The sequence below is a fragment of the Curtobacterium sp. MCJR17_020 genome, from assembly GCF_003234365.2.
Lineage (GTDB): Bacteria > Actinomycetota > Actinomycetes > Actinomycetales > Microbacteriaceae > Curtobacterium.
On record NZ_CP126260.1, the window covers coordinates 1,145,375 to 1,166,619 of the forward strand.

24 protein-coding genes and 1 tRNA gene are annotated in these 21,245 nt (G+C 70.4%); 12 read left to right on the plus strand and 13 right to left on the minus strand.

The window, feature by feature from the left end:
* Positions 1-53 precede the first annotated feature (53 nt).
* Positions 54-1,295, minus strand: a complete 1,242-nt coding sequence (locus tag DEJ14_RS05455; protein WP_111086803.1) for an MFS transporter — start codon at positions 1,293-1,295, stop codon at positions 54-56.
* Positions 1,292-1,732, minus strand: a complete 441-nt coding sequence (locus DEJ14_RS05460; protein ID WP_111086802.1) for a MarR family winged helix-turn-helix transcriptional regulator — start codon at positions 1,730-1,732, stop codon at positions 1,292-1,294. The genes DEJ14_RS05455 and DEJ14_RS05460 overlap by 4 nt, the downstream gene beginning before the upstream one ends.
* A gap of 72 nt (positions 1,733-1,804) precedes the next feature.
* On the opposite strand from DEJ14_RS05460, the gene DEJ14_RS05465 reads away from it, so the two are divergent.
* Complete coding sequence (locus tag DEJ14_RS05465; protein WP_111086801.1) at positions 1,805-2,095, plus strand: oligoribonuclease; 291 nt, start codon at positions 1,805-1,807, stop codon at positions 2,093-2,095.
* Between the two features lie 29 nt (positions 2,096-2,124).
* Positions 2,125-2,385 (plus strand): thioredoxin family protein, encoded by a 261-nt coding sequence (locus tag DEJ14_RS05470; protein ID WP_111086800.1) that lies wholly within the window; start codon positions 2,125-2,127, stop codon positions 2,383-2,385.
* Here the strand turns inward: DEJ14_RS05470 and DEJ14_RS05475 are convergent.
* The 3 genes from DEJ14_RS05475 to DEJ14_RS05485 form a co-directional block, all read right to left on the minus strand.
* Positions 2,329-3,858: a DUF6716 putative glycosyltransferase gene (locus tag DEJ14_RS05475; RefSeq protein ID WP_181437657.1), complete on the minus strand. Its 1,530-nt coding sequence runs from the start codon at positions 3,856-3,858 to the stop codon at positions 2,329-2,331. The two genes, DEJ14_RS05470 and DEJ14_RS05475, sit on opposite strands and share 57 nt — an antisense overlap.
* 153 nt (positions 3,859-4,011) lie before the next feature.
* A complete protein-coding gene (locus DEJ14_RS05480; protein WP_111086798.1) occupies positions 4,012-4,884 on the minus strand; it encodes an N-acetylneuraminate synthase family protein in 873 nt (290 codons plus the stop codon).
* Complete coding sequence (locus tag DEJ14_RS05485) at positions 4,881-5,684, minus strand: acylneuraminate cytidylyltransferase family protein (protein WP_111086797.1); 804 nt, start codon at positions 5,682-5,684, stop codon at positions 4,881-4,883. The genes DEJ14_RS05480 and DEJ14_RS05485 overlap by 4 nt, the downstream gene beginning before the upstream one ends.
* Before the next feature lie 112 nt (positions 5,685-5,796).
* Between DEJ14_RS05485 and DEJ14_RS05490 the strand changes: the two genes are divergently transcribed.
* A tRNA-Arg gene (locus DEJ14_RS05490) sits at positions 5,797-5,869 on the plus strand.
* 90 nt (positions 5,870-5,959) lie between these two features.
* On the opposite strand, the gene DEJ14_RS05495 is transcribed toward DEJ14_RS05490, so the two are convergent.
* Together DEJ14_RS05495 and DEJ14_RS05500 are read right to left on the minus strand one after the other, a co-directional pair.
* The gene (locus DEJ14_RS05495) at positions 5,960-7,255 is read right to left on the minus strand and encodes a hypothetical protein (RefSeq protein WP_284180392.1); all 1,296 of its coding nucleotides are present in this window, start codon (positions 7,253-7,255) and stop codon (positions 5,960-5,962) included.
* 89 nt (positions 7,256-7,344) lie between these two features.
* Positions 7,345-7,611, minus strand: coding sequence for a hypothetical protein (locus tag DEJ14_RS05500; protein ID WP_111086795.1), 267 nt, complete (start codon positions 7,609-7,611; stop codon positions 7,345-7,347).
* 157 nt (positions 7,612-7,768) lie between these two features.
* Here DEJ14_RS05500 and msrA point away from each other — a divergent pair, with 157 nt between their 5' ends.
* From msrA to DEJ14_RS05515, 3 genes are all read left to right on the plus strand, one after another.
* A complete protein-coding gene (gene msrA / locus DEJ14_RS05505) occupies positions 7,769-8,296 on the plus strand; it encodes a peptide-methionine (S)-S-oxide reductase MsrA (protein WP_111086794.1) in 528 nt (175 codons plus the stop codon).
* A 37-nt stretch (positions 8,297-8,333) separates the two neighbouring features.
* Positions 8,334-8,537 carry a methyltransferase gene (locus tag DEJ14_RS05510; protein ID WP_111086793.1) on the plus strand — a complete coding sequence of 68 codons (204 nt, stop codon included), beginning with the start codon at positions 8,334-8,336 and terminating at the stop codon, positions 8,535-8,537.
* Between the two features lie 123 nt (positions 8,538-8,660).
* Positions 8,661-9,344, plus strand: coding sequence for a single-stranded DNA-binding protein (locus DEJ14_RS05515; RefSeq protein ID WP_111086792.1), 684 nt, complete (start codon positions 8,661-8,663; stop codon positions 9,342-9,344).
* A gap of 23 nt (positions 9,345-9,367) precedes the next feature.
* Here the strand turns inward: DEJ14_RS05515 and DEJ14_RS05520 are convergent, their stop codons facing one another.
* Positions 9,368-10,084 carry a hypothetical protein gene (locus DEJ14_RS05520; RefSeq protein WP_111086791.1) on the minus strand — a complete coding sequence of 239 codons (717 nt, stop codon included), beginning with the start codon at positions 10,082-10,084 and terminating at the stop codon, positions 9,368-9,370.
* Positions 10,085-10,274: 190 nt separating this feature from the next.
* Between DEJ14_RS05520 and ettA the strand changes: the two genes are divergently transcribed.
* On the plus strand, positions 10,275-11,960 hold the full coding sequence (gene ettA, locus DEJ14_RS05525; RefSeq protein ID WP_111086790.1) for an energy-dependent translational throttle protein EttA: 1,686 nt from the start codon (positions 10,275-10,277) through the stop codon (positions 11,958-11,960).
* A gap of 32 nt (positions 11,961-11,992) precedes the next feature.
* Positions 11,993-12,448 (plus strand): acyl-CoA thioesterase, encoded by a 456-nt coding sequence (locus DEJ14_RS05530; protein WP_111086789.1) that lies wholly within the window; start codon positions 11,993-11,995, stop codon positions 12,446-12,448.
* Here DEJ14_RS05530 and DEJ14_RS05535 read toward each other — a convergent pair.
* Positions 12,435-13,298 carry an acyl-CoA thioesterase gene (locus tag DEJ14_RS05535; protein WP_111086788.1) on the minus strand — a complete coding sequence of 288 codons (864 nt, stop codon included), beginning with the start codon at positions 13,296-13,298 and terminating at the stop codon, positions 12,435-12,437. The two genes, DEJ14_RS05530 and DEJ14_RS05535, sit on opposite strands and share 14 nt — an antisense overlap.
* Before the next feature lie 47 nt (positions 13,299-13,345).
* Between DEJ14_RS05535 and DEJ14_RS05540 the strand changes: the two genes are divergently transcribed.
* Both DEJ14_RS05540 and DEJ14_RS05545 read left to right on the plus strand, forming a co-directional pair.
* Entirely contained in the window at positions 13,346-14,047 is a 702-nt protein-coding gene (locus DEJ14_RS05540; RefSeq protein ID WP_111086787.1) for a DUF8185 domain-containing protein, read from the plus strand.
* Positions 14,048-14,084: 37 nt separating this feature from the next.
* Positions 14,085-14,927: an NAD-dependent epimerase/dehydratase family protein gene (locus tag DEJ14_RS05545; RefSeq protein ID WP_111086786.1), complete on the plus strand. Its 843-nt coding sequence runs from the start codon at positions 14,085-14,087 to the stop codon at positions 14,925-14,927.
* A 162-nt stretch (positions 14,928-15,089) separates the two neighbouring features.
* Here DEJ14_RS05545 and DEJ14_RS05550 read toward each other — a convergent pair whose 3' ends face one another.
* From DEJ14_RS05550 to pepN, 3 genes are all read right to left on the minus strand, one after another.
* Positions 15,090-15,575, minus strand: a complete 486-nt coding sequence (locus DEJ14_RS05550) for a globin (RefSeq protein ID WP_284180393.1) — start codon at positions 15,573-15,575, stop codon at positions 15,090-15,092.
* Positions 15,572-16,639, minus strand: coding sequence for a mechanosensitive ion channel family protein (locus DEJ14_RS05555; RefSeq protein WP_111086785.1), 1,068 nt, complete (start codon positions 16,637-16,639; stop codon positions 15,572-15,574). Before DEJ14_RS05555 ends, DEJ14_RS05550 begins: the two co-directional genes overlap by 4 nt.
* 75 nt (positions 16,640-16,714) lie before the next feature.
* Positions 16,715-19,294 carry an aminopeptidase N gene (gene pepN, locus DEJ14_RS05560; RefSeq protein ID WP_111086784.1) on the minus strand — a complete coding sequence of 860 codons (2,580 nt, stop codon included), beginning with the start codon at positions 19,292-19,294 and terminating at the stop codon, positions 16,715-16,717.
* Positions 19,295-19,416: 122 nt separating this feature from the next.
* On the opposite strand from pepN, the gene DEJ14_RS05565 reads away from it, so the two are divergent.
* Complete coding sequence (locus DEJ14_RS05565) at positions 19,417-20,070, plus strand: mycothiol-dependent nitroreductase Rv2466c family protein (protein ID WP_111086783.1); 654 nt, start codon at positions 19,417-19,419, stop codon at positions 20,068-20,070.
* 36 nt (positions 20,071-20,106) lie between these two features.
* Here the strand turns inward: DEJ14_RS05565 and DEJ14_RS05570 are convergent, their stop codons facing one another.
* The gene (locus tag DEJ14_RS05570; RefSeq protein ID WP_111086782.1) at positions 20,107-20,625 is read right to left on the minus strand and encodes a GNAT family N-acetyltransferase; all 519 of its coding nucleotides are present in this window, start codon (positions 20,623-20,625) and stop codon (positions 20,107-20,109) included.
* Here DEJ14_RS05570 and DEJ14_RS05575 point away from each other — a divergent pair.
* Entirely contained in the window at positions 20,624-21,232 is a 609-nt protein-coding gene (locus DEJ14_RS05575; protein WP_111086781.1) for an XRE family transcriptional regulator, read from the plus strand. The genes DEJ14_RS05570 and DEJ14_RS05575 overlap by 2 nt on opposite strands.
* Positions 21,233-21,245: the final 13 nt, after the last annotated feature.

Genomic DNA, 21,245 nt, shown 5'->3' on the forward strand with positions numbered 1-21,245 from the left:
GCGGAGGCGGAGGTGGAGGCGGCGCGGCGCGGCGGGGGAAGCGCGCGGGGGAGCTAGGACATCTCGCCGGCGCCGATCGCCTCGGCCTCGACGCGCTCCGGCTCGGCACCGTCGTCCACGCGGCGCAGGATCTTCGTGGTGCAGAGGATGACGACGAACGCGACGGCGACGGACGCTCCGGCGAAGACGTACGCGGCCGAGGGGGCGTACGCGTCGGCGAGCAGGGTCGCGACGGGCGGGGCGATGGCGCCGCCGATGAAGCGGACGGCCGAGTAGGCGCTCGAGGCGACCGAGCGGGGCAGGTCCGTGGCCTCCATGACGCACTCCGTGAGCACGGTGTTCAGCACACCGAGGACCAGACCACCGACGATGACGCAGATGATGAGGCCGACCTGCGAGTCCACGACGACGGCCGCGGCGAAGAGGTCGAGCGCCAGCAGGGGCAGCGCGATCTTCAGCACCGTCGTCCTGCGGAGACGAGCGGTGAGCATCGGGGCGACCCAGACGGAGGTGATCGCGAGACCGAGCCCCCAGCCGAAGAACGTGAAGCCGATGCCGAGTGCGCCGAAGCCGAGCGGGAACGGCGTGTAGGCGAGCAGGACGAAGAAGCCGATGTTGTAGAAGAGCGCGGTCGCGGCGAGTGCGGCGAGCGCGGGACGGCCGAGAGCACGGAACGGCGCCGAGAGCTTCGTGGGCGTGGGCTTCTCGAGGCTGCCGGTCTTGAGCAGCGCCACGATGGCGATGAACGCGACGGCCATCAGCGTGGTGACACCGAAGAACGGGCCGCGCCAGCTGACCGACCCGAGCAGGCCGCCGACGAGCGGGCCGACGGCGATGCCGAGGCCGAGTGCTGCCTCGTACAGGATGATCGCCGAGGCGGTCCCGCCTGACGCTGCACCGACGATGGTCGCCAGGGCGGTGGAGATGAAGAGCGCGTTGCCGAGGCCCCAGCCGGCACGGAAGTCGATGATACTCCACACGCTGTTCGACGTCGCGGCGAGGACCGAGAACACGACGATGAGCGCCAGGCCGATGAGCAGCGTGCGCTTCGCACCGATGCGGCTCGAGACCCAGCTCGTGAAGAACATCGCGACGCCGGTGACGGCCAGGTAGCTCGTGAAGAGCAGTTCGGTCTGCGCCGGGGTCGCCTTGAGCGATCCAGCGATCGCGGGGAGGATCGGGTCGACGAGGCCGATGCCCATGAAGGCGACGACGCAGGCGAAGGCGATCGCCCAGACCGCTGAGGACTGCTTGAGGATGGAGCCGGACTGGCCGGCAGGTGCGTGGGCGTTCACGCGGTGGTCTCCGTTCTGGTGGTCGTGCGCTGGGCGATCAGGACGGACGCGTGGTGCAGCACGTCCCAGTCGTCGTCGGTGAGGTCGGCGAACAGTGGGCCGACCGTGTCGGTGAGCGTGGCGCGCCAGGCGGTGAGCCGGGCGCGGCCCGCGTCGGTGATCTCGATGAGCTGCCCGCGGGAGTCGTCGGGGTCGACGCTCCGCGTGACCAGGCCGTCGGCGAGCATGCCCGTGACGAGCCGGGTCATCGTGGGCTGCGCCACGCGCGAGGCGATCGCCAGCTCACCGAGCCGGAGCGGCTCGTCGGACTCGAGGATGCCGAGCGTGCGCCAGACCGCGGCCGACGTGGTGTTGCCCGTCGACTGCGCGGCGCTGCGGATCAGGCGGTTGACGGAGACGAGGAGCGTCTCGATCGTCTGCGCGCGCATCGGTTCCATAGCTGAACTATATAGCGATGCTATGCATTGCGCAACAGACCGCAGCCAGGGGGCGCCTGGTAGAAGGGACGCATGAGCGACATCACCATCCACGAAGGCGACGAGTACACCGCGATCTTCCACGGCGGACCCTTCGACGGCACGACCGACACCCGCACCGCGACGAGCGACGCGCTGGACGACGAGGTCACGGTGTTCGCCGATGTCGAGGGCCTGCAGACCGCCTTCACCTACCGCGCCACCAAGTCCCGTCAGGTCCTCGACCAGACCTCGGTCGAGTTCACCTACGAGCCGGGGGAGTCCGACCCGGTGGACGACCTGGCCGACCGCGGCGACCGCAGCGGCGAGTTCGACCGGGAGTAGAACCCCACGCCGCCGCGTTGCACGGTCACATGCAGCTCGACCTCTGGACGTCCGCCTTCTGTGCGCCGTGCGCCGCCGCCCGCCGGGTGTCGGCCGAGGCGTCGGCGCTCGTCCCCGGGCTCGCCGTGACCGAACGCGACGTGGCGTCGTACCCCGACGACGCAGAGGACTTCGGCATCCGTTCCACGCCCACGATCATCGTGCGGCGGGAGGACGGTGCCGAGGTCTTCCGTTCACCCGGGGTCCCCACCCGCGACCAGCTCCTGCTGGCGATCGCCAAGGCCCTCTGACCCGGCGCCCGCCACGCGGTCGCCGCCCGTGCCGCCCGCCGCGCGCTGCGACGTCGGCGCCGCCACCACGACCGGCTCCGGCGGGTCGATCAGCGCCCTGGCCTTCCGCGCCAGCCGCTTCGTCGTCCGGATCGGCGCCCCGATCACGAGCGCGAGCCAGCCCAGCGCCGAGCGGTCCGCTCCGCCCAGGGCGTTCTTCCGCTCCCAGGCCCGGCGCAGCACACCGCCCCGGCTGCGGCGTGCGGGTTCCCGGTCGACGAGCTTCCCGGCGTCCCGCCGCACCATGAGCTCCGTGAGTCGGCGCTGCCAGTCGTCGTCCGACGCCGGGTGGAAGTAGTTGTCCTGCATCCAGCTCGGTCGGACCGTTCCGAACCGGCCGTCCACCAGGTCGACCGAGTCGCCCTCGAGGCCGCTCGACACGAACACCTCGTTGATGAGGTGGCGGCCGATGCCGAAGTCGGTCAGCGTCAGCGCGGGCACGCCACGTGCGGCCGCTTCGAGCACCGCCGTCGAGCTGATCGTCACGAGGGCCACCGCACGGTCGAGGTGTTCGGCCATCGGCCCGCTCTCGACCACGAGGTTCGCCGGTGCGTCGGCCGGCACGAGGTCGGGGTAGGGGTGTTCCTCACGGTGCGTCTGGTGTTCGCCGGCGGCCGCGCGGGTCTTGATCACGACGCGCCACTCCGGGTGCTGCCGTGCGGTCGCGACGAGCCACTCCACGACGAGGGCCCGGTCGACGCGCTCCAGCGGGACGCTCGGCTGGGCGGCGAAGACGACGGCGTCACGGACGTTCACACCGGTCGCATCGGGCGCGCCCGTGCTGGCGCTGGTGGTCGCGCTCGCGCTCCGGGCGAAGGGCAGTGTGGCGAGCGCGAAGTGCGGCTCGACACCGCCCTCGATCGCCATCTCCTCGTACGCCCGCACCTCGCGGTGGCTGTGCAGCACGAACAGGTCGGCACGCGCGCGGAAGAAGATGCCCTTCCACTTCGCCGGGAACGAGATGCCCGGCAGGCCGGACACCAGCACCGGCCGGTCCGGGATCCGGCGGTGCACCTCGTCGATGACGAGTTCGGCGACCGGGCCGATCAGGGACACGAGGACGGCGTCGGGCGGATCGACGCGGAGCTCCTCGACGACCGCATCGACGTCCTTCGGCGTCGGCGGAGCCGTCCGCAGGTGTTCGAGTCGTGCGTCGAGCCCGCGGAACGCCGAGCGCAGCTGCTTCGCGCTGGCCGAACGCGGCGTCGCGACGGTCCGCAGGTCGAGGTCCCAGCCTGCTGGTGCCGCCGCGAGCAGGTGGGCGCCCCACTTGGCGAACGAGTCCGTGTCGACCAGGGCGACCACCCGTCGGCCGCGGGGTGACGGGCCGGACGGGAGGCGCGCCTCCCGTCCGACGGACGACGCACCCCCGTCAGTCGGCACGTCCAGGGCGCGGGTCTCGTCGACCGGGCCGCTCACGTGCCCTCTGCTCACGTGGTCTCCGCTCACGCGCCGACGCGGCGCAGCTTGGCGAGCGGCGCCCGCTCGCCGGCGGTCGGATGGGTGCTGCATGCGCTCACGCGCCGACGCGGCGCAGCTTGGCGAGCGGCGCCCGCTCGCCGGCGGTCGGATGGGTGCTGCATGCGCTCACGCGCCGACGCGGCGCAGCTTGGCGAGCGGCGCCCGCTCGCCCGGGAAGATGCGCTTCACCCCGTCACCGAGCGCGGTCTCGATGATCCGGATGTCCCGCGCCAGGGTCTTCAGGCCGTGCGGCTCGAGCGAGGCCGCGTGGTCCGAGCCCCACATCGTGCGGTCGAGCGTGATGTGCCGTTCGACCGCGGTCGCACCGAGGGCCACGGCGGCGATCGAGATCTGCAACCCCGGCTCGTGGCCGGAGTACCCGACCGGCACGCCCGAGTACCGGTGCGCGAGGGTGTCGATCATGCGCAGGTTCGCCTCCTCGGCGGGGAGCGGGTACGTCGACGTGGCGTGCATGAGCACGAGGCGGTCGGTTCCGAGGGTGTCGACGGCGGCGTCGATCTGCTCGAGCGTCGACATGCCCGTCGACAGGATGACGGGCTTGCCGGTCGCGGCGACGGCGGCGAGCATCCCGAGGTCGGTCACCGACGCCGAGGCGATCTTGTACGCGACGACGTTGAGGTCCTCGAGGAAGTCCACGGACGGCTCGTCCCAGGGGGAGGCGAACCAGTCGAGGCCGCGCAGCGTCGCGTGGTCGCCGATCTCGATGTACTGGTCGCGGTCGAACTCGACGCGGTAGCGGTACTCCAGGTAGGTCATCTCGCCCCACGGGGTGCTGCGGGGCGTGTTCTTCATGTGCTCCGGGGTGGAGATGGCTGGAGTCCGCTTCTGGAACTTCACGGCCTGCAGCCCGGCGTCGGCGGCGACGTCGATGAGCTGCTTGGCGATGTCGACGTCACCGTTGTGGTTGAGGCCGATCTCGCCGATGAGGTACGCGGGGTGGCCCGCGCCGATCGTGGACGTGCCGATGGTGACGGTCATGGTGCTCCGTTCAGTGCGGGGGCTGCCCGCGTCGGGGATGGGTCGTGGTGCGGGGCGTGGATCGGAACGGCGGCTGCGCGGGCGTCCGCCGTGGCGTCGTCTTCGGTCGCGGCCGTGGCTGCGGCCGTGGCTTCGGCCGTGATCAGGTCGGTCTCGTCGTCGATGTCGATCGCGCCGGCGGGGTCGACGGCGATGAGTTCGACGCGGCCGTGGAAGCGGTGCCGGTGCTGCCGGAAGCCGTCGGTCCGCATGACGTACGAGGCGCCGGTCTCGCGGTACTCGGCGGCACGGTCCTGACGACGTGGGCGAGTTGCCGCGTCGTGGTTCACGGCGACGGCGGAACCGTCGTCGGCGACCCGCCACAGGAACGCGTGCGACGGCGCTGCGGCGAACACGACGTCGGCGTGCCCCTCCGAGACGCGCCGGATCGCCGTGTCGAGGTCGTCCGGGTCGATGAACGGCGAGGTCGCCTGCAGGAACACCAGGACCTCGGGCAGCGCATCGCCAGCGGCCTCGAGTTCGTCGAGCACGTGGAGCAGCGCGGACTCCGACGACGCCTGGTCGCCCGCGAGGTCGGCCGGCCGTCGGACCACGTCGGCGCCGGCCGCGCGGGCCTCGGCGGCGATGGCGTCACCGTCGGTCGTGACCACCACGGCGTCGATCAGTGCTGCGCTGCGTGCCGACTCCACGGCCCGACGGACGAGCGACCGACCGCCGACCGTCCGGAGGTTCTTGCCCGGGATGCCCTTCGAGCCGGCGCGTGCGGGGACGACGGCGAGGACGGTGGCAGAGGAGTGCATCCCCCGGACGGTACGAAGCGCGGGTGTCCCGGAGGCGAACTGCGGGCAGACGACGGCCGAACCGTTCCGGAACCGCTCGACCGTCGGGTCCCGGTTAGAATCGACGTCGCTCGCCTCCGTAGCTCAGTGGATAGAGCAGGTGGTTTCTACCCACCGTGCCGCGGGTTCGATTCCTGCCGGGGGCACGACGCGAACGGGCCGCCATCCGATCGGATGGCGGCCCGTTGCTCGTTCGTGCGGGGTGCTGGGTGCTGCGTGCTTGGTGTCCGTGCCCGCTACTCGTCGTCGTCCGCGGCGCGGCGACGGAGTTCGGAGGCGCTGATCGGTTGCGTGTACGGCGCCTCGGACGTCTCGCTCGCGTCGGTGGGCTCCGCTGGGGCCTGGTTGATGCGGGTCGGGATCGACGTCGTGTTCGTCGTGCCCGGGGTCTCGACCTTCGGAGCCGGAGCGGACGCCGGGGTCGTCGGTGTGCCCGGGGTCGTCGGCATGTCGTTGGCGGGCGTCCGGTTGACGTGGGCGTCGGCCGAGGTCGGCGCCGGTGTCGCGACGGTGGACGATGCGGGACGGTCGGTGCCGCGGGCCGGGGTCACCCGGTCGGTGTCACCGAACGCCTTGGTGACGGTGTCGTCGTCCACCACCTCGGTGTCGTCGGTCCCGCGGATCGGGGTCGAGCGTGCGGGTGACGTGGGCGTTCCGAGTGCCGGGCGCACGGCCGGCGCGGCGTCGTCACCGTAGACGCGGGTGGTGTTCTCGCCGTACGAGCGGGTGGCGTTGACGTCCGACCCACCGCGGTTCACCGAGAACCCGGGTCCTGCGGCGGCAGCGGACGCCGACCCGGCTGCGGCAGTGGGGACGCCACCGGCGGGGGCCGACCCGGCGTTGGCTGGGGCCGACGTCGCGGAGGCGGGCGTGCCTCCCGGACGCTGCGCCGGACGCAGGGAGGTCGTCGTCGGTGTGGGGCGCTCGACGGGAGCCGCCGGGGCTGCTGCCTGGGGCGGGGTCTGCGGTCGGGCGGTGCCGTTCTGGTCGGCGTTCCAGTCCTGCTGGCGCTTGATCAGGTCGGCGTCCGGGTCGGGGGACTCGAACTTCCAGCGCTCGAGGTCGGCCTTGAAGAGCTTGCGTGCGCGGCCCGGACGGGCCTGCCACTCGAGCAGGCGGTCGCGGAACTCGGCGAGGGACTGGTCGGCCTGGAAGCTGAAGGTCGACGAGTTCTTCTTGATGTCGGCGATCTCGTGCTGCGCCCAGCTGGCGGCGAGGGGCGCACCCTGCACGGGGAGCAGCCGGAGCCGGATGTCAGCGTCCTCTGCCAGGTGGTCCGCGTAGCCGCGTTCGTCGTGCCCGAGCGAACCCCAAGCAGCGGCCTTGCGTGCCGCGGAGATGATCGCCGCGACGGCGGCGTTCTTCGACTCGCGCTCCTGCAGGGCGACGACCCGCTTGGTCGCACCCCGTCCGATGAGCGCCGCGATGACGCCGGCGACGACGATGGCGACGAAGGGGATCACGGCACCCGAGATCACCCGCCACCCGTCGTCGGACGAAGTCCAGTCGGTCAGGTCGTTCCACCAGTCCATGCGCGCACCATACTCACGAAACGGTCAGGCCCCGGGGAGGACGAACGGCGTTCCGCGCATCCGATCCGAGATGATTCCAATCTGGAACATCATGACCAGCGAAGGCAGTCCACGGCGTCATCGGCGGACCACACGTTCGGCAGCTCGACGAACCGACGCTCGGTGGCGACGTAGCGACGGGCACGGTAGGCGGTGTCACCAGCGACGTCGATGCGGTCGACGTAGCCGACGATCTCGCCGTTGGCGCGGGTCACGCGGCTCAGGTCGTCGCGGACGTCGAGGATGCGGTAGTCGCCGCGCGACCGGGAGAGCGGGACGGTGCGGATCCGCAGTGCGGGTTCGGTCGTGGTCTGCATCGTGGCCTCCTGGTCGGTGTGGTCTCGACGCTACGGGCCACCACCGACACGCCGGGGCTCTATCGACGCATCGTGGAAGGCGGGACGGGCGGTGCGCGCTGTGGAGGGGATGTCCCCTGCTCGGCCCCGCCGGATGTCGACGAGGTAGGTTGTCGCCATGACCACGTTCGTGCTCGCAGGTGGATGTTTCTGGTGTCTCGATGCCGTGTACCGCACGCTGCAGGGCGTGCAGGACGTGCAGTCCGGCTACATCGGCGGTCGGGTGGAGAACCCGTCGTACGAGTTGGTGTGCACCGGCTCGACCGGTCACGCCGAGGCCGTCGCGGTCACCTTCGACGAGACGGTGATCCCGGCCGAGGTCATCCTCGACGTCTTCTTCACGTTGCACGACCCGCGGCAGCTGAACCGGCAGGGCGCCGACGTCGGCACGCGGTACCGCTCGGCGATGTTCCCGGCGGACGACGCGCAGCGCGCACTCTTCGAGCAGGCGATCCAGCGCGCATCGGGCATCTGGGACGGCGGGATCGTCACGACGATCGAGCCGTTCACGACGTTCTACCCGGCAGAGGAGTACCACCAGGACTTCTTCGCGAAGAACCCCGGTCAGGGCTACTGCCTCGCAGTCGCACTGCCCAAGGTGAACAAGGTCCGCAAGGCCTACAGTCAGTACATCCTGGCGTCCTGATCCTCGGGCGTCGGGGCCACGAGGAGGTGGTCGAACGATGACGAACAACACCGGGACCTGGGTCGCGATCGGTCCGGCAGGTGCGGTGGGCAGCATCCACCGTGCCGCGGACGGCTTCCAGGTCGAGCTCTACGGACGAGGGCGCACCGGCGGGCTCTACCCGTCGCTCGAGTCGGCGAAGGGTGCGGTCCACGCCGCGCTCGGACCGCTCGCGGCGCGGCCCGAGTTCCGAGCGCACTAGCGGTCCAGGGCCGGACAGGAGGCCCGGGGGACTCGTCCTCCACAGGTCGCCTGGTCGGGTCCACACGCCACAGATCGATCCCGGGGCTGCTCCCGCAGCCCCGGGATCGATGACGATCGACGCATGAACGACATCATCACCGTCTGCGGAATCGTCGCCACGGAACCCCGTCACCTCGTCACCGAGACCGGCATCGCCATCACGAGCCTGCGCCTCGCCTCACCGTCACGTCGATGGGACCGGGCCAGCGCGGCCTGGGTCAACGGTGCGACCAACTGGTACACCGTCACCGCGTTCCGCTCCCTCGCGTCGAACGTGTTCAAGTCCCTGAAGAAGGGCGACCGCATCGTCGTCTCCGGCCGCGTCCGGATCCGCACCTGGGAGCGCGACGGCCGGGGTGGCACGTCGGTCGAGATCGACGCCGACGGCATCGGGCACGACCTGGCGTGGGGCATCAGCAACTGGGTCCGGGTGCCGCGGCAGGTGAACGACACGACCTCGGGACACGGCGGGGTGCGGGGCGTCGATCCCCGGACCGGCGAGGTGCACGGCGGCGGCCTGGGCGCTGCTCCTGCGCTCGACGGCCCGCGGCACGAGCACGACACCGAGCACGAGGCCGGTGCCGACGGCGAGGACGAGGACGGGGTCGACCCAGGGGCCGACCAGGGGAACGACTCCGGGATCGACCACGGACTCGACGACGCCGACCCGGTCGGGCCGTCCGAGCGCATGCTCGAACAGGACGGCGCCGCGTTCGACCCCGAGTCACCGGACGACGACGGACCCCTCGCCAGGGTCGCGGCGTGAACCCGGTCAGACGCGCCGGACGGTCACCACTTCTGCGCGATCATCGCGATGCCGGACACCTGCTCGGTGTCCCAGTTCCCACCGCGCGGCAGCCCGGCGACCCGGCCGTCGATCTTGAAGCTCGCGCCCTGGATCCGTGGCTTGTTCGTCTGCGTCGCCTTCAGCCCGTGGAACGAGAAGCTCGTGTCCCACTTGCCGTTCAGCCCGATCTGGCCCTTGCGGTCGCCGACGGTGATGCGCGTGTTCTGCACGGTCGAGTGCACGACGTCACCGTTCAGGCGGGCGTTCGCCTCGGCGTTGAAGAACAGCCGGCCGTCCAGGTTGAGCTTGAGGGTGCCGATCGTCTTGTGGTTCACGATCATCGTCGCGACGTCGTTCTTGTACCAGCGCATCCCGATCGGCGTAAGCTTGTTCGTCGCCGGACCGAGGTAGCCGTAGGTGAATTTGCCGTTCTGCACGCGCTCCCAGATGTAGCGCGGCTTGCCCTTGCTCTCGGGGGACCCCTTGTCCGACTGGATGCCGAACGAGTAGGCGTTGTTGTGGGCGTCGTGGACGTTGATGTACGACGAGTACCCCGTGCCGGACCCGCTGGCGCTGATGCTCGCCGTGTAGAGCAGGTAGGGGTCGCCCTTCGGGACGGCTCCGGCGGCCGAAGCCGGAGCGACGAGGGCGACGGTGAGCGCGATCGCTCCGACGAAGGGGAGCGCGAGTCGGCGCAGTCGTGTGGCGTGCCTGGTCATGGTTGTCATCCCGTCCGTGATCCTGAGTCGGTCCGCGTCGTGGTGAGCGACGGGCCCCGAGGTGGTTGGCGAGGACAACCTACGTCGTCGCCAGGGATCCCGACAGACCCCCTTCCTGCCGGGTGCGCGAAGCGGCGATCCCGTTCCGGGCGCGCGACGCACCGACGGGGTCACTACACTTGGGGCCGATATGGCTGAGTACATCTACCAGATGGTCCGCGCCCGCAAGGCGGTCGGCGACAAGCTGATCCTCGACGACGTCACGATGTCGTTCCTCCCCGGCGCCAAGATCGGCGTCGTGGGACCGAACGGTGCGGGCAAGTCGACGATCCTGAAGATCATGGCCGGTCTCGACCAGCCGTCGAACGGTGAGGCGAAGCTCACGCCGGGCTTCACCGTCGGCATCCTCATGCAGGAGCCGGAGCTCGACGAGACGAAGACCGTGCTCGAGAACGTCCAGGAAGGCGTCGGCGAGATCCACGCGAAGCTCGCCCGCTTCAACGAGATCTCCGCGCTGATGGCCGAGCCCGACGCCGACTTCGACGCGCTCCTCGCCGAGATGGGCACACTGCAGGAAGAGATCGACGCTGCCGACGCGTGGGACCTCGACTCGCAGCTCGAGCAGGCCATGGCCGCGCTCCAGTGCCCCCCGGGGGACGAGCTCGTCACGCACCTGTCCGGCGGTGAGAAGCGTCGTGTCGCACTCTGCAAGCTCCTGCTCCAGAAGCCCGACCTGCTCCTGCTCGACGAGCCCACCAACCACCTGGACGCCGAGAGCGTGCAGTGGCTCGAGCAGCACCTGCAGCAGTACCACGGTGCCGTCCTCGCCGTGACCCACGACCGGTACTTCCTGGACCACGTCGCCCAGTGGATCGCCGAGGTCGACCGTGGTCGCCTCTACCCGTACGAGGGCAACTACTCGACGTACCTCGAGAAGAAGCGCGCGCGCCTCGAGGTGCAGGGCAAGAAGGACGCGAAGCTCGCGAAGCGCCTGTCCTCCGAGCTCGACTGGGTCCGCAGCAACACCAAGGGTCGTCAGGCGAAGTCGAAGGCCCGTCTCGCCCGGTACGAAGAGATGGTCACCGAGGCCGAGCGCACCCGCAAGCTCGACTTCGAGGAGATCGTGATCCCCGTGGGTCCGCGTCTGGGCTCGCAGGTCATCGACGCCGAGAAGCTGCACAAGCAGTTCGGTGAGCGCGTCATCATCGGTGACCTGTCGTTCACGCTGCCCCGCAACGGCATCGTCGGCGTCATCGGCCCGAACGGTGTCGGCAAGACGACGCTGTTCAAGACGATCGTCGGGCTCGAGCCCCTCGACGGCGGCACGCTCAAGATCGGCGACACGGTCGACATCTCCTACGTCGACCAGAGCCGTGGTGGCATCGACCCGAACAAGAACCTGTGGGAGGTCGTGTCCGACGGGCTCGACTACATCCAGGTCGGCAAGACCGAGATCCCGTCCCGCGCGTACGTCTCGCAGTTCGGGTTCAAGGGCCCGGACCAGCAGAAGCGTGCCGGCATCCTGTCCGGTGGTGAGCGCAACCGTCTGAACCTCGCGCTGACGCTCAAGCAGGGCGGCAACCTGCTGCTCCTCGACGAACCGACGAACGACCTGGACGTCGAGACCCTCGGCAGCCTCGAGAACGCCCTGCTCGAGTACCCCGGTTGCGCCGTGGTCATCACCCACGACCGGTGGTTCCTCGACCGCATCGCGACCCACATCCTGGCGTGGGAAGGCCTCAACGAGGACGGCACGCCGAACTGGTACTGGTTCGAGGGCAACTTCGAGGCGTACGAGGAGAACAAGATCGAGCGCCTCGGTGCGGACGCCGCGAAGCCCGGGCGCGCGACGTACCGCAAGCTCACCCGCGACTGACCCGCGTGGCGAGACTGCACGCTCCCATCCGCATGCGGTGGAGCGACATCGACGCCTACGGCCACGTCAACAACTCCGCGATGCTGCGCCTGCTCGAAGAGGCGCGCATCGTGGGGTTCTGGGGTCCGGACGCGGGTGAGCTGTCGGCGGACGGCAGCCTGCCCGAGCCGATCATCGACGGTCGGCCGGGCTCCGGCACGATGACGGTGATCGCCGGACAGCGCCTCGAGTACCTCGCGTCGATCCCGTACCTCCGCCAGCCGCTCGACATCCAGATGTGGATCGGGCGGCTCGGTGGGGCGAGCGTCGACGTGTCGTACGAGGTCTGGTCGCCGGTCGGGCAGCAGCCGGCCGAGCTCTACACCCGGGCGACGACCGCGCTCGTCATGGTGGACGCCTCCACGAACCGTCCTCGGCGGCTGACCGCGGCCGAGCGTGCGGCGTGCGAGCAGTACCTCGAGGCCCCGGTGGAGTTCAGCCGCCCGTAGGGACCCGCATCATGCCCTCCTGCGCCACGGTCGCCAGCAGGCGTCCGTCGCGGGAGAACATCCGGCCGAACGCGAGCCCCCGGCCGCCCTGCGCGCTGGGGGACTCCTGCGTGTACAGGATCCACTCGTCGGCCCGACCGTCGCGGTGCCACCACATCGCGTGGTCGAGGCTGGCGCTCTTCACGCCGGACGTGCCCCAGGCGACGCCGTGCCGCCGCATGATCGGTTCGAGGATCGACAGGTCGCTGGCGTACCCGAGGACCGCACGGTGCAGCGCCGGGTCGTCCGGCAGGTCGCCCTGCACACGGAACCAGACCGCCTGGTGCGGCACGTGCTCGCCCTGCACGTCGACGAACACCGGTCCCTCGACGTGCCGCAGGTCGATCGAGCGCTCGGCCCAGGCCTTGGCGACGGGGTGGTCGATGGTGGAGAGGATCGACGCGGCGGACGGCAGCGACTCCGGTGACGGCGTGTCCACCGGGTACGGGTCCTGGTGCTCGACCCCGGTGTCCGGCACCTGGAACGACGCGATCATCGAGAAGATCGGCACACCGCGCTGGTAGGCCTGCACGCGCCGCGTCGCGAAGGACCGACCGTCGTGGATGCGTTCGACGCCGAAGGTGATCGGTACGTCGATGTCGCCGGGGCGCAGGAAGTACCCGTGCATCGAGTGGATGTCACGCCCCTCGATGGTGGTCTGCGCAGCGACGATGCACTGGGCGAGCACCTGGCCGCCGAACACCCGCCCGCCGGGGGACCAGTGGTTCGCGCCGGTGAGGATCGTCTCACCCGTGCTCGCACCGGTGTCCTCGAGTCGGAGTGTCCGCAGGAAGTCGGGTTCGCCGTTCACGTGGTGCAGTCTACGAACACAGGGTGCGCCGGTAGGATCGGTTGGACATGGGCACCTCGTTCACGCTTCCCGACGCCGCCTCCCTCGGAGACCTCCGTACGTACCTCGGACGTGCCGCTCGGATCGAGGACGGTTCGGTCCGGTTCATCGCCGACTCCGGTGTCCTCGCGGTCTACACGGCGATCCTGTACCCCCTCGGACTCCTCGACGAGCTGCCGACGGTGCTCGGCCTCCGCACGTTCTCGCTCACCGAGCCCGCGACGATCGACGCCGTGGTGCCGCTGCAGTCCCTGCTCGAGCGGCTCCGGCTCCTCGCCGAGGCACAGGACGCCGAGCACGCCGACGGCGCCGACCCGACGCGGGCCACCCCGATCGAGGTCGAGCTCCCTCACGAGGTCCACACCGTGACGTGGGCGGCGATCTCCCCGCCCCGTGGCGGATGGGTGCCGCTGCCCGACGTCTCGCCGGAGCTGCTGCGCCGCGCCACCCGTGACGGCATCGCCGAGGTCGCCGACGCCGTCCCGACCAACGCGGGCGAGGCGATCATCCGCAAGGTGCGCTCCGAGGTCTGGGGCCGTCCGGTGCCGGGCATCGAGCACCTGCCCGCTGGTGCAGGCTTCGCGGGGGAGAGCCTCGGCTTCCTCGGGCACGACCCGGTCCGCCTGTTCGAGACCGGTCCGTGGAGCCGTCTGACGACGTCGCGCGGGCACGTGCTCGTCAAACGCCGCGCCTGGACCCTGAACCTGTAGCGAACGTCACGTCCGGGCCGGGTGGTTGGCTGGCCGCATGCACGTCTTGCTCACCGGTGCGTCCGGGTACATCGGTTCCTCTGTCCTCCGCGCCCTCGTCGCCCACGGGCACGAGGTGACCGCCATCGTCCGCTCCGACGAGAAGGCGCAGCACGTGCGTGACGCCGGTGGGCACGCCCTCGTCGGGGACGTCACCGACACCGAGGTCGTCGAACGACTGCTGCACGAGACCGACGGCGTCGTCCACACGGCGTCCGCGCCCGACGTCGACCCGGACTTCACCGCGACGGTCCTGCGCGCGTCCGCCGGCACACCGAAGCCGTTCGTGCACACCGGCGGCATCTTCACCTTCGGCAACTCGACGGACATCTCCGAGCAGTCGCCGATCGATCCGCCCGAGCTGACGTCGTGGCGCACGGCGAACGAGGCTGCCGTGCGGACGAGCGACGTGCGGACCACGATCGTCGCCCCGGGCATCGTGTACGGGCGAGGTGCCGGCATCCCCGCGATGTTTGTCAGCGACGGCACCCAGCCGGTCACGCTGGTCGGTGACGGCTCGCAGCGCTGGACCACGGTGCACGTCGACGACCTCGGCGAGCTCTACGTCCTCGCGCTGGAGCGTGCCGAGCAGGACGGGTACATCGTCGCCGCGACCGGGGACAACCCGACGGTGCGCGAACTCGCCGAAGCGGGGGCGCACGGCGCACCGGTCGTCCCCGAGAGCGTCGATGCTTCGCGTGAGCGACTCGGCGGGGCCTTCGCCGACGCGCTGTTCCTGCACCAGGAGGCGTCCGGCGCCCACGCCCGTTCCGCCTACGGCTGGAACCCGACGCACCCGTCCCTGGTCCAGGACCTCGCCACCGGTTCGTACGCGCGCTGAGGACGACGGACGGCCCTCGATGACGGCGTCAGCGCCGCCGAGGTTCCACAACACGCCGCGCACCGTTCGCCGAGGTTCCACGAACGGCGCGAGAGGCCGCCGAGATGTGCAGATCCCGGAACCTGAACGGCAGTCGGAACGTGGGCGGCTGACGAGCGGGCGTCAGTCGAAGGTGTTCGTCATGGCGTGCGCGGCGCGGTCGAGGTACGCCCAGAGCTCGGCCTCGTCGAGGGGCGCGAGCTGCAGGGACTCGACGGCCTCGCGCATGTGGTGCAGCCAGCGCTCGCGGGCCTCGGACGTGATGCGGAACGGGTTGTGCCGCATCCGGAGCCGGGGGTGTCCGCGCTCCTCGCTGTAGGTGCCCGGCCCGCCCCAGTACTGCTGCAGGAAGGCCGACAGGCGCCAGATCGCGCCCTCGAGGTCGTCGGCCGGGTACATCGGCCAGATGACGTCGTCCTGCTGCACACCCTCGTAGAAGCGGCGGACGAGCCGATCGAAGGTCGGGGCGCCGCCGATGCGGTCGAAGAGCGAGCCGGTGGCCGAGACCCCGTGCTCGCCGACCCGCAGCGTGATCGGTTGCGCGGGGACCCCGGGCATGCCGAGACCAGCCCCGCCGGGGCCGCTGCTCGGGGGTGTGGGATCGGTCACTGGGAGTCCTTCCCACCGTCGCGGTGGTCGTCGGTCCGGATGGGTTGCCCGAGCACGTTGCGCTTGGGGCGGCGCGGCTTGGTCGGCGCCGGGGTGGGCCGCGTCTGCACGGATCGCAGGCCGTTGATCGAGGTCGCGTTCTCCCAGCCCTCGGGCATGATCATCGCCATCGCCGGCAGGGTGATGCCGAGCTCGTCGACGGCGTGCTTCAGGCGGGCGCGGAGTTCGCGGCCGACGACGTCGAGCTCGGAGGCGCGGGTCTTCACGACGAGTCGGAAGACCATTCCGTCAGGGGAGACCGACTGCAGCCCCCAGATCTCGGGCTTCTCGACGATGCGCTGGCGCCAGCGGGGCTCCTGCGACATGGTGACGGCGGCCTTGAGCAGGGCGTCCTGCACGGCGTCGATGTCGGTGTCGTAGGGGACGGTGATGTCGACGAGGACCCGCGACCACCCCTGCGACAGGTTGCCGACGCGCAGGATCTGGCCGTTCGGCACGAACCACAGGATCCCGTTGACGTCGCGCACCTGCATGACACGGAGCCCGACGTTCTCGACGACACCCGTGGCCTGCCCGGTGTCGACGACGTCACCGACGCCGGCCTGGTCCTCGAGGATCATGAAGATGCCGGACAGCAGGTCCTTCACGATCGACTGCGCGCCGACGGCCAGGCCGGCGGCGACGAGCGAGGCGCCACCGACGATGCCGACGGCGGCGTTCGGGATCGCCACGGGGATGATGATCGCAAGGGCCACCACCACGACGATGACCGTTGCGAGGTTCTCGAGCACGCTGCCCAGGGTGCGGGTCCGCTGCACCACGCGCGCGGTCTGGACCGGCGACGCGATGAGTGCCTGCGTGTCCTCGGCACCCTGACGCTTCTTCACGCCGTTCACGACACGGTCGACGATCTGCTTGATCATGCGGCGGAGGATCACGCGCAGGATGATCGCCGCGATGATCGTGATCACGATCGTGATCGGGATGTGCCAGGCGTCGACGAACTGGGTGAACGCGTTGGATGCCCACTTCGGGACGTCGGAGGTCTCTGCAGCCAAGGTCATATCCGGTCGATGCTACGGGCGGGGCCTCGGCGTTCCATGAGGAACGCCGAGACCCCGCCCGTGTTCACGAGCGACTCAAGCGTCGGCCGCCTGCACCCGGAGCGCACGCTCCGTGCCCGCGACGCTCTCGGACACGATGCGCCGCAGCGCCGGGGTCTCCGGGTGCGCCTCGAGCCACGCGTGGGCGGCGTCGCGGAGCTCGGCCGACGCGAGCGGCGCCGGGTAGAGGCCCGAGACGATGGTGTCGGCCATGTGGTAGCTGCGTTCGGCCCAGATGCGGGTGAGCACCTCGAAGTACTTCGGCACGAGGCCTTCGAGCACGACGGGGCTGTTCACGTGCTGGAACCCGACCGTGGTCTGGCGCACGATCGCGTTCGGCAGCTCGGACGAGTCGACGAGCGACGCGAAGGCGGCCAGCTTGCCCTCGGCGGTCGGGATCGTCGCACGGGCGCGGGCCGCGGCCTGTTCACCCGACGCGGTCTTGTCGGCCGCGAGCTCGGCGTCGACCTCGGCATCGGAGGCGGCACCGGCGAGCACGAGGCCCTCGAGCAGCTCCCAGCGCAGGTCGGTGTCGATCTCGAGCCCGTTCAGCGTGACCGAACCGTCGCGCAGCCCCTGCAGGGTGGCGACGTGCTCGGGCGTCGACGCGATCTGTGCGAAGAACTTCACGAACTGGAACTGGGCGTCCGACCCGGCCTCGGCCGAGGCCGCGAGCTGCCAGAGCGTCTCGCCCACCGTGCGGACCGTGGCGTCGACCTTCGACGGCGCGACGTAGTTGCGCGTCGTCAGGAGCAGCTGCGACAGGGTCGTGCGGATGGTCGTCGACTCGGACTCGGTCGCGATGTTGCCGAGCGCGAGCCGGACGTAGTCGCTGGCGGGCGACTCGGCGTCGCGCGTGGCGTCCCACATCGCACCCCAAACGATGGAGCGGGCGAGCGGGTTCGCGATGGCCGCGAGGTGCTCGATCGCCGTCGTGCGGGACTGCTCGTCGAGACGGATCTTGGCGTAGGCCAGGTCGTCGTCGTTGAGGAGCACGAGGTCGCCGCGATGCACGCCGACGAGCTCGGGGACCTCGGTGCGTGCGCCGTCGATGTCGATCTCGACGCGGTGCACGCGCTCGAGCTTGCCGCCGGACGACGCGGTGTCGGCACCGAACGGCGCGGAGTCGTCCGTCCCGAAGGCGTAGACGCCGATGGCGAGGCGGTGCGGGCGGAGCGTCGGGTAGTCGGCCGGCGCTTCCTGCAGGACGGCGAACGAGGTGATCGCGCCGGACGCATCGACCTCGATCTCCGGGCGGAGCGTGTTGACCCCGGCGGTCTCGAGCCAGAGCTTCGACCACTCGGACAGGTCACGGCCGCTGGTCGCCTCGAGCTCGACGAGCAGGTCACGCAGCTCGGTGTTCGAGTGGTGGTGCTTCTTGAAGTAGGCCGAGACACCGGCGAAGAACGCGTCGATGCCGACCCACGCCACGAGCTGCTTCAGGACGGAGCCGCCCTTGGCGTACGTGATGCCGTCGAAGTTGACCTGGACGTCCTCGAGGTCGTTGATCGTCGCGACGATCGGGTGGGTCGAGGGGAGCTGGTCCTGGCGGTAGGCCCAGGACTTCTCCATCGCCTGGAACGTGGTCCAGGCCTCGGTCCACTCGGTGGCCTCGGCGGTGGCGATCGTGGAGGCCCACTCGGCGAACGACTCGTTCAGCCACAGGTCGTTCCACCACTTCATGGTGACGAGGTCGCCGAACCACATGTGCGCGAGCTCGTGCAGGATCGTGACGACCCGGCGCTCCTTGATGGCGTCGGTCACCTTCGAGCGGAAGACGTAGGTCTCGGTGAACGTGACCGCGCCCGCGTTCTCCATCGCGCCGGCGTTGAACTCCGGCACGAAGAGCTGGTCGTACTTCTCGAACGGGTACGGGACGTCGAACTTCTCCTCGTAGTAGGCGAAGCCCTTCTTCGTGGTCTCGAACACGTACTCGGGGTCGAGGTACTCGGCCAGCGACTTGCGCGCGAAGACGCCGAGCGGGATGGTGCGGCCGTCGCTGCTCGTCAGTTCGTCGCGGACGACCTCGTACGGGCCGGCGATGAGCGCCGTGATGTAGCTCGAGATGGTCGCGGTGGGCGGGAAGGCCCAGGTCGCGTGCTCACCGTCGACGTGGGGCTCGGGCGTCGGGGAGTTCGACACGACCTGCCACCGTGACGGCGCCGTCACGGTGAAGGAGAACTGTGCCTTGAGGTCGGGCTGCTCGAACACCGCGAACATGCGGCGCGAGTCGGGGACCTCGAACTGGGAGTACAGGTACACCTCGTCGTCCACGGGGTCGACGAAGCGGTGCAGGCCCTCGCCGGTGTTCGTGTACAGCGCGTCGCTGACGACCACGAGCTCGTTCTGCTCCTGCAGGTCGTCGAGCTGGATGCGGACGCCGTCGTTCACCGCGTCGACGTCGAGCGCCGTGCCGTTCAGGGTGACGGAGTGCACGGTCTTCGTGATCGCGTCGATGAACGTGGACGCACCGGCGGTCGCGGTGAAGCGCACGCGAGTGGTGCTGCCGAACGTCTCGGCGCCGCGGGTCAGGTCGAGCTCGACGTCGTACGTCTGCACGCTGACGATGCCGGCACGTTCCTGGGCTTCGGTTCTGGTGAGGTTCTCTCCGGGCACGCAACGCTCCATCTTCGCTGAGGACGCGGACGATCGTGGTCCGCGAGGGGGAGTCCCGGCACGGCGTCGTGCACCGGCGGGACGGTCATCCCCAGCCTAGCGACGCCGCGTACGCTCGGAGCGTGAGCGAGACGACTGTGGACAACACGACGGAACACCCGACCGAACGCACCACCGTGGAGTTCTGGTTCGACCCGAACTGCCCCTGGGCCTGGATGACGAGCCGCTGGGTGGGCGAGGTCGCCGAGCACCGCGACCTCGACGTCACGTGGAAGGTGATGAGCCTGTTCGTCCTGAACGAGGACCAGGACATCCCCGACGAGTACCGCGAGCGCATCCACAAGGGGCAGCTCTACCCGCGCATCGTCACGGCGGCGCGGCTCCGGCTCGGCCAGGACATCGTGAAGCCGCTCTACGACGCCCTCGGTGAGCACGTCCACCACCGCCAGGAGCAGGACCCCGACCAGGTGGTCCCCGCCGTCCTCGCGGAACTCGGCCTCGACGCCGACCTGCTCGACTACGCCTGGACGGACGAGGTCGACGCCGCCGTGCGTGTCAGCCACCAGGACGGCATCGACCGCGTCGGACAGGACGTCGGCACGCCCGTCATCGCCGTCGCCGGCACCGCGTTCTTCGGCCCGGTCATCTCCCCGGCACCCAAGGGCCAGGAGGCGCTCGACCTGTGGGACGGCGTCGTCGCGGTGGCCAAGTACCCCGGCTTCTTCGAGCTCAAGCGCTCGCGCACCGTCGGCCCGGTCTTCGACACCACCGACTGACGGGAGGCGCGGCTCGCCCCCGCCCCTCGGCTCGCGTCAAGCGAGGGGCAGGCGCATGAGCGTCAGGTCCAGCCAGCGGTCGAACTTGCGTCCGACCTCGGGCACGACCGCGACCGTGCTGAACCCGAGCTTGGTGTGCAGGGCGATCGACCCGGTGTTCGTGCTGCAGATCCCCGCCATCATGACGTGCCGGCCCTCGGCGGTCGCCCGCTCGACGAGCGATCGCATCAGGGTCGAGGCGATGCCCCGACCGCGGAACGACTCGACCACGTAGACACTGTGCTCGACGGTCAGCCGGTACCCGTGGTGCGGCCGCCACTGCGAGTACGTGGCGTACCCGGCCACGGTGCCGTCGACCTCGGCGACGAGCACGGGGTACCCGTCGCCGTGCCGTTCGGCCAGCCAGCCGTCGAAGTACGCGCGGGGGTGCGGGGTCTCCTGCCAGATGGCGGTGGAGTGCAGCACGGCGTCGACGTGCAGGGCGTGCACGACGTCGAGGTCGGCCGGGGTGCAGTCGCGGACCACGACCCCGTTCGTCGCATATGCTGTCGTCATGTCTCACATCGTAGACGACGAGCCGGGCCTCGCGGAACGTGCCCTCGGCGAGCGCCTCCAACGCCTACGCACAGAACGCAAGTGGAGCCTCACCGAACTCGCCGAGGAGTCCGGTGTCTCCCGCGCGATGATCAACCGCGTCGAGCGCGGGGTGTCGAGCCCCACCGCGACGATCCTCGGCCGGCTCTCCGGCGCCTTCGGCCTGACGATCTCGCAGCTCCTCGACGAGGCCCTCGAACACGAGGTGCCCAGGGCGACCGACCCCGACGACGCACGTGGCATCCAACGCGGCGCGACCGCGGAGTCCTGGACCGATCCCGACACCGGGTACCGCCGCCGTCCGGTCTCGAGTGCGGCGTTCCCCGCGGACGTCACCGAGGTGCGCCTCCCGGCCGGCCGCGAAGTGGCCTACCCGGCGTCCGCCTACGCGTTCCTGCGGCACTGCATCTGGGTGGTCGACGGCGTGCTCGAGCTCGTCGTCGGCGGCGAGCCGACGCGGCTCGCCGCGGGCGACCGGATCGAGCTCGGTGACCCCGCCGACGTGGTCTACCGGAACCCGGGCGAGGTGCCCACGCGGTACGTCGTCGTGGTGGTCCGGGGGCAGTAGCCGCAGGAATAGG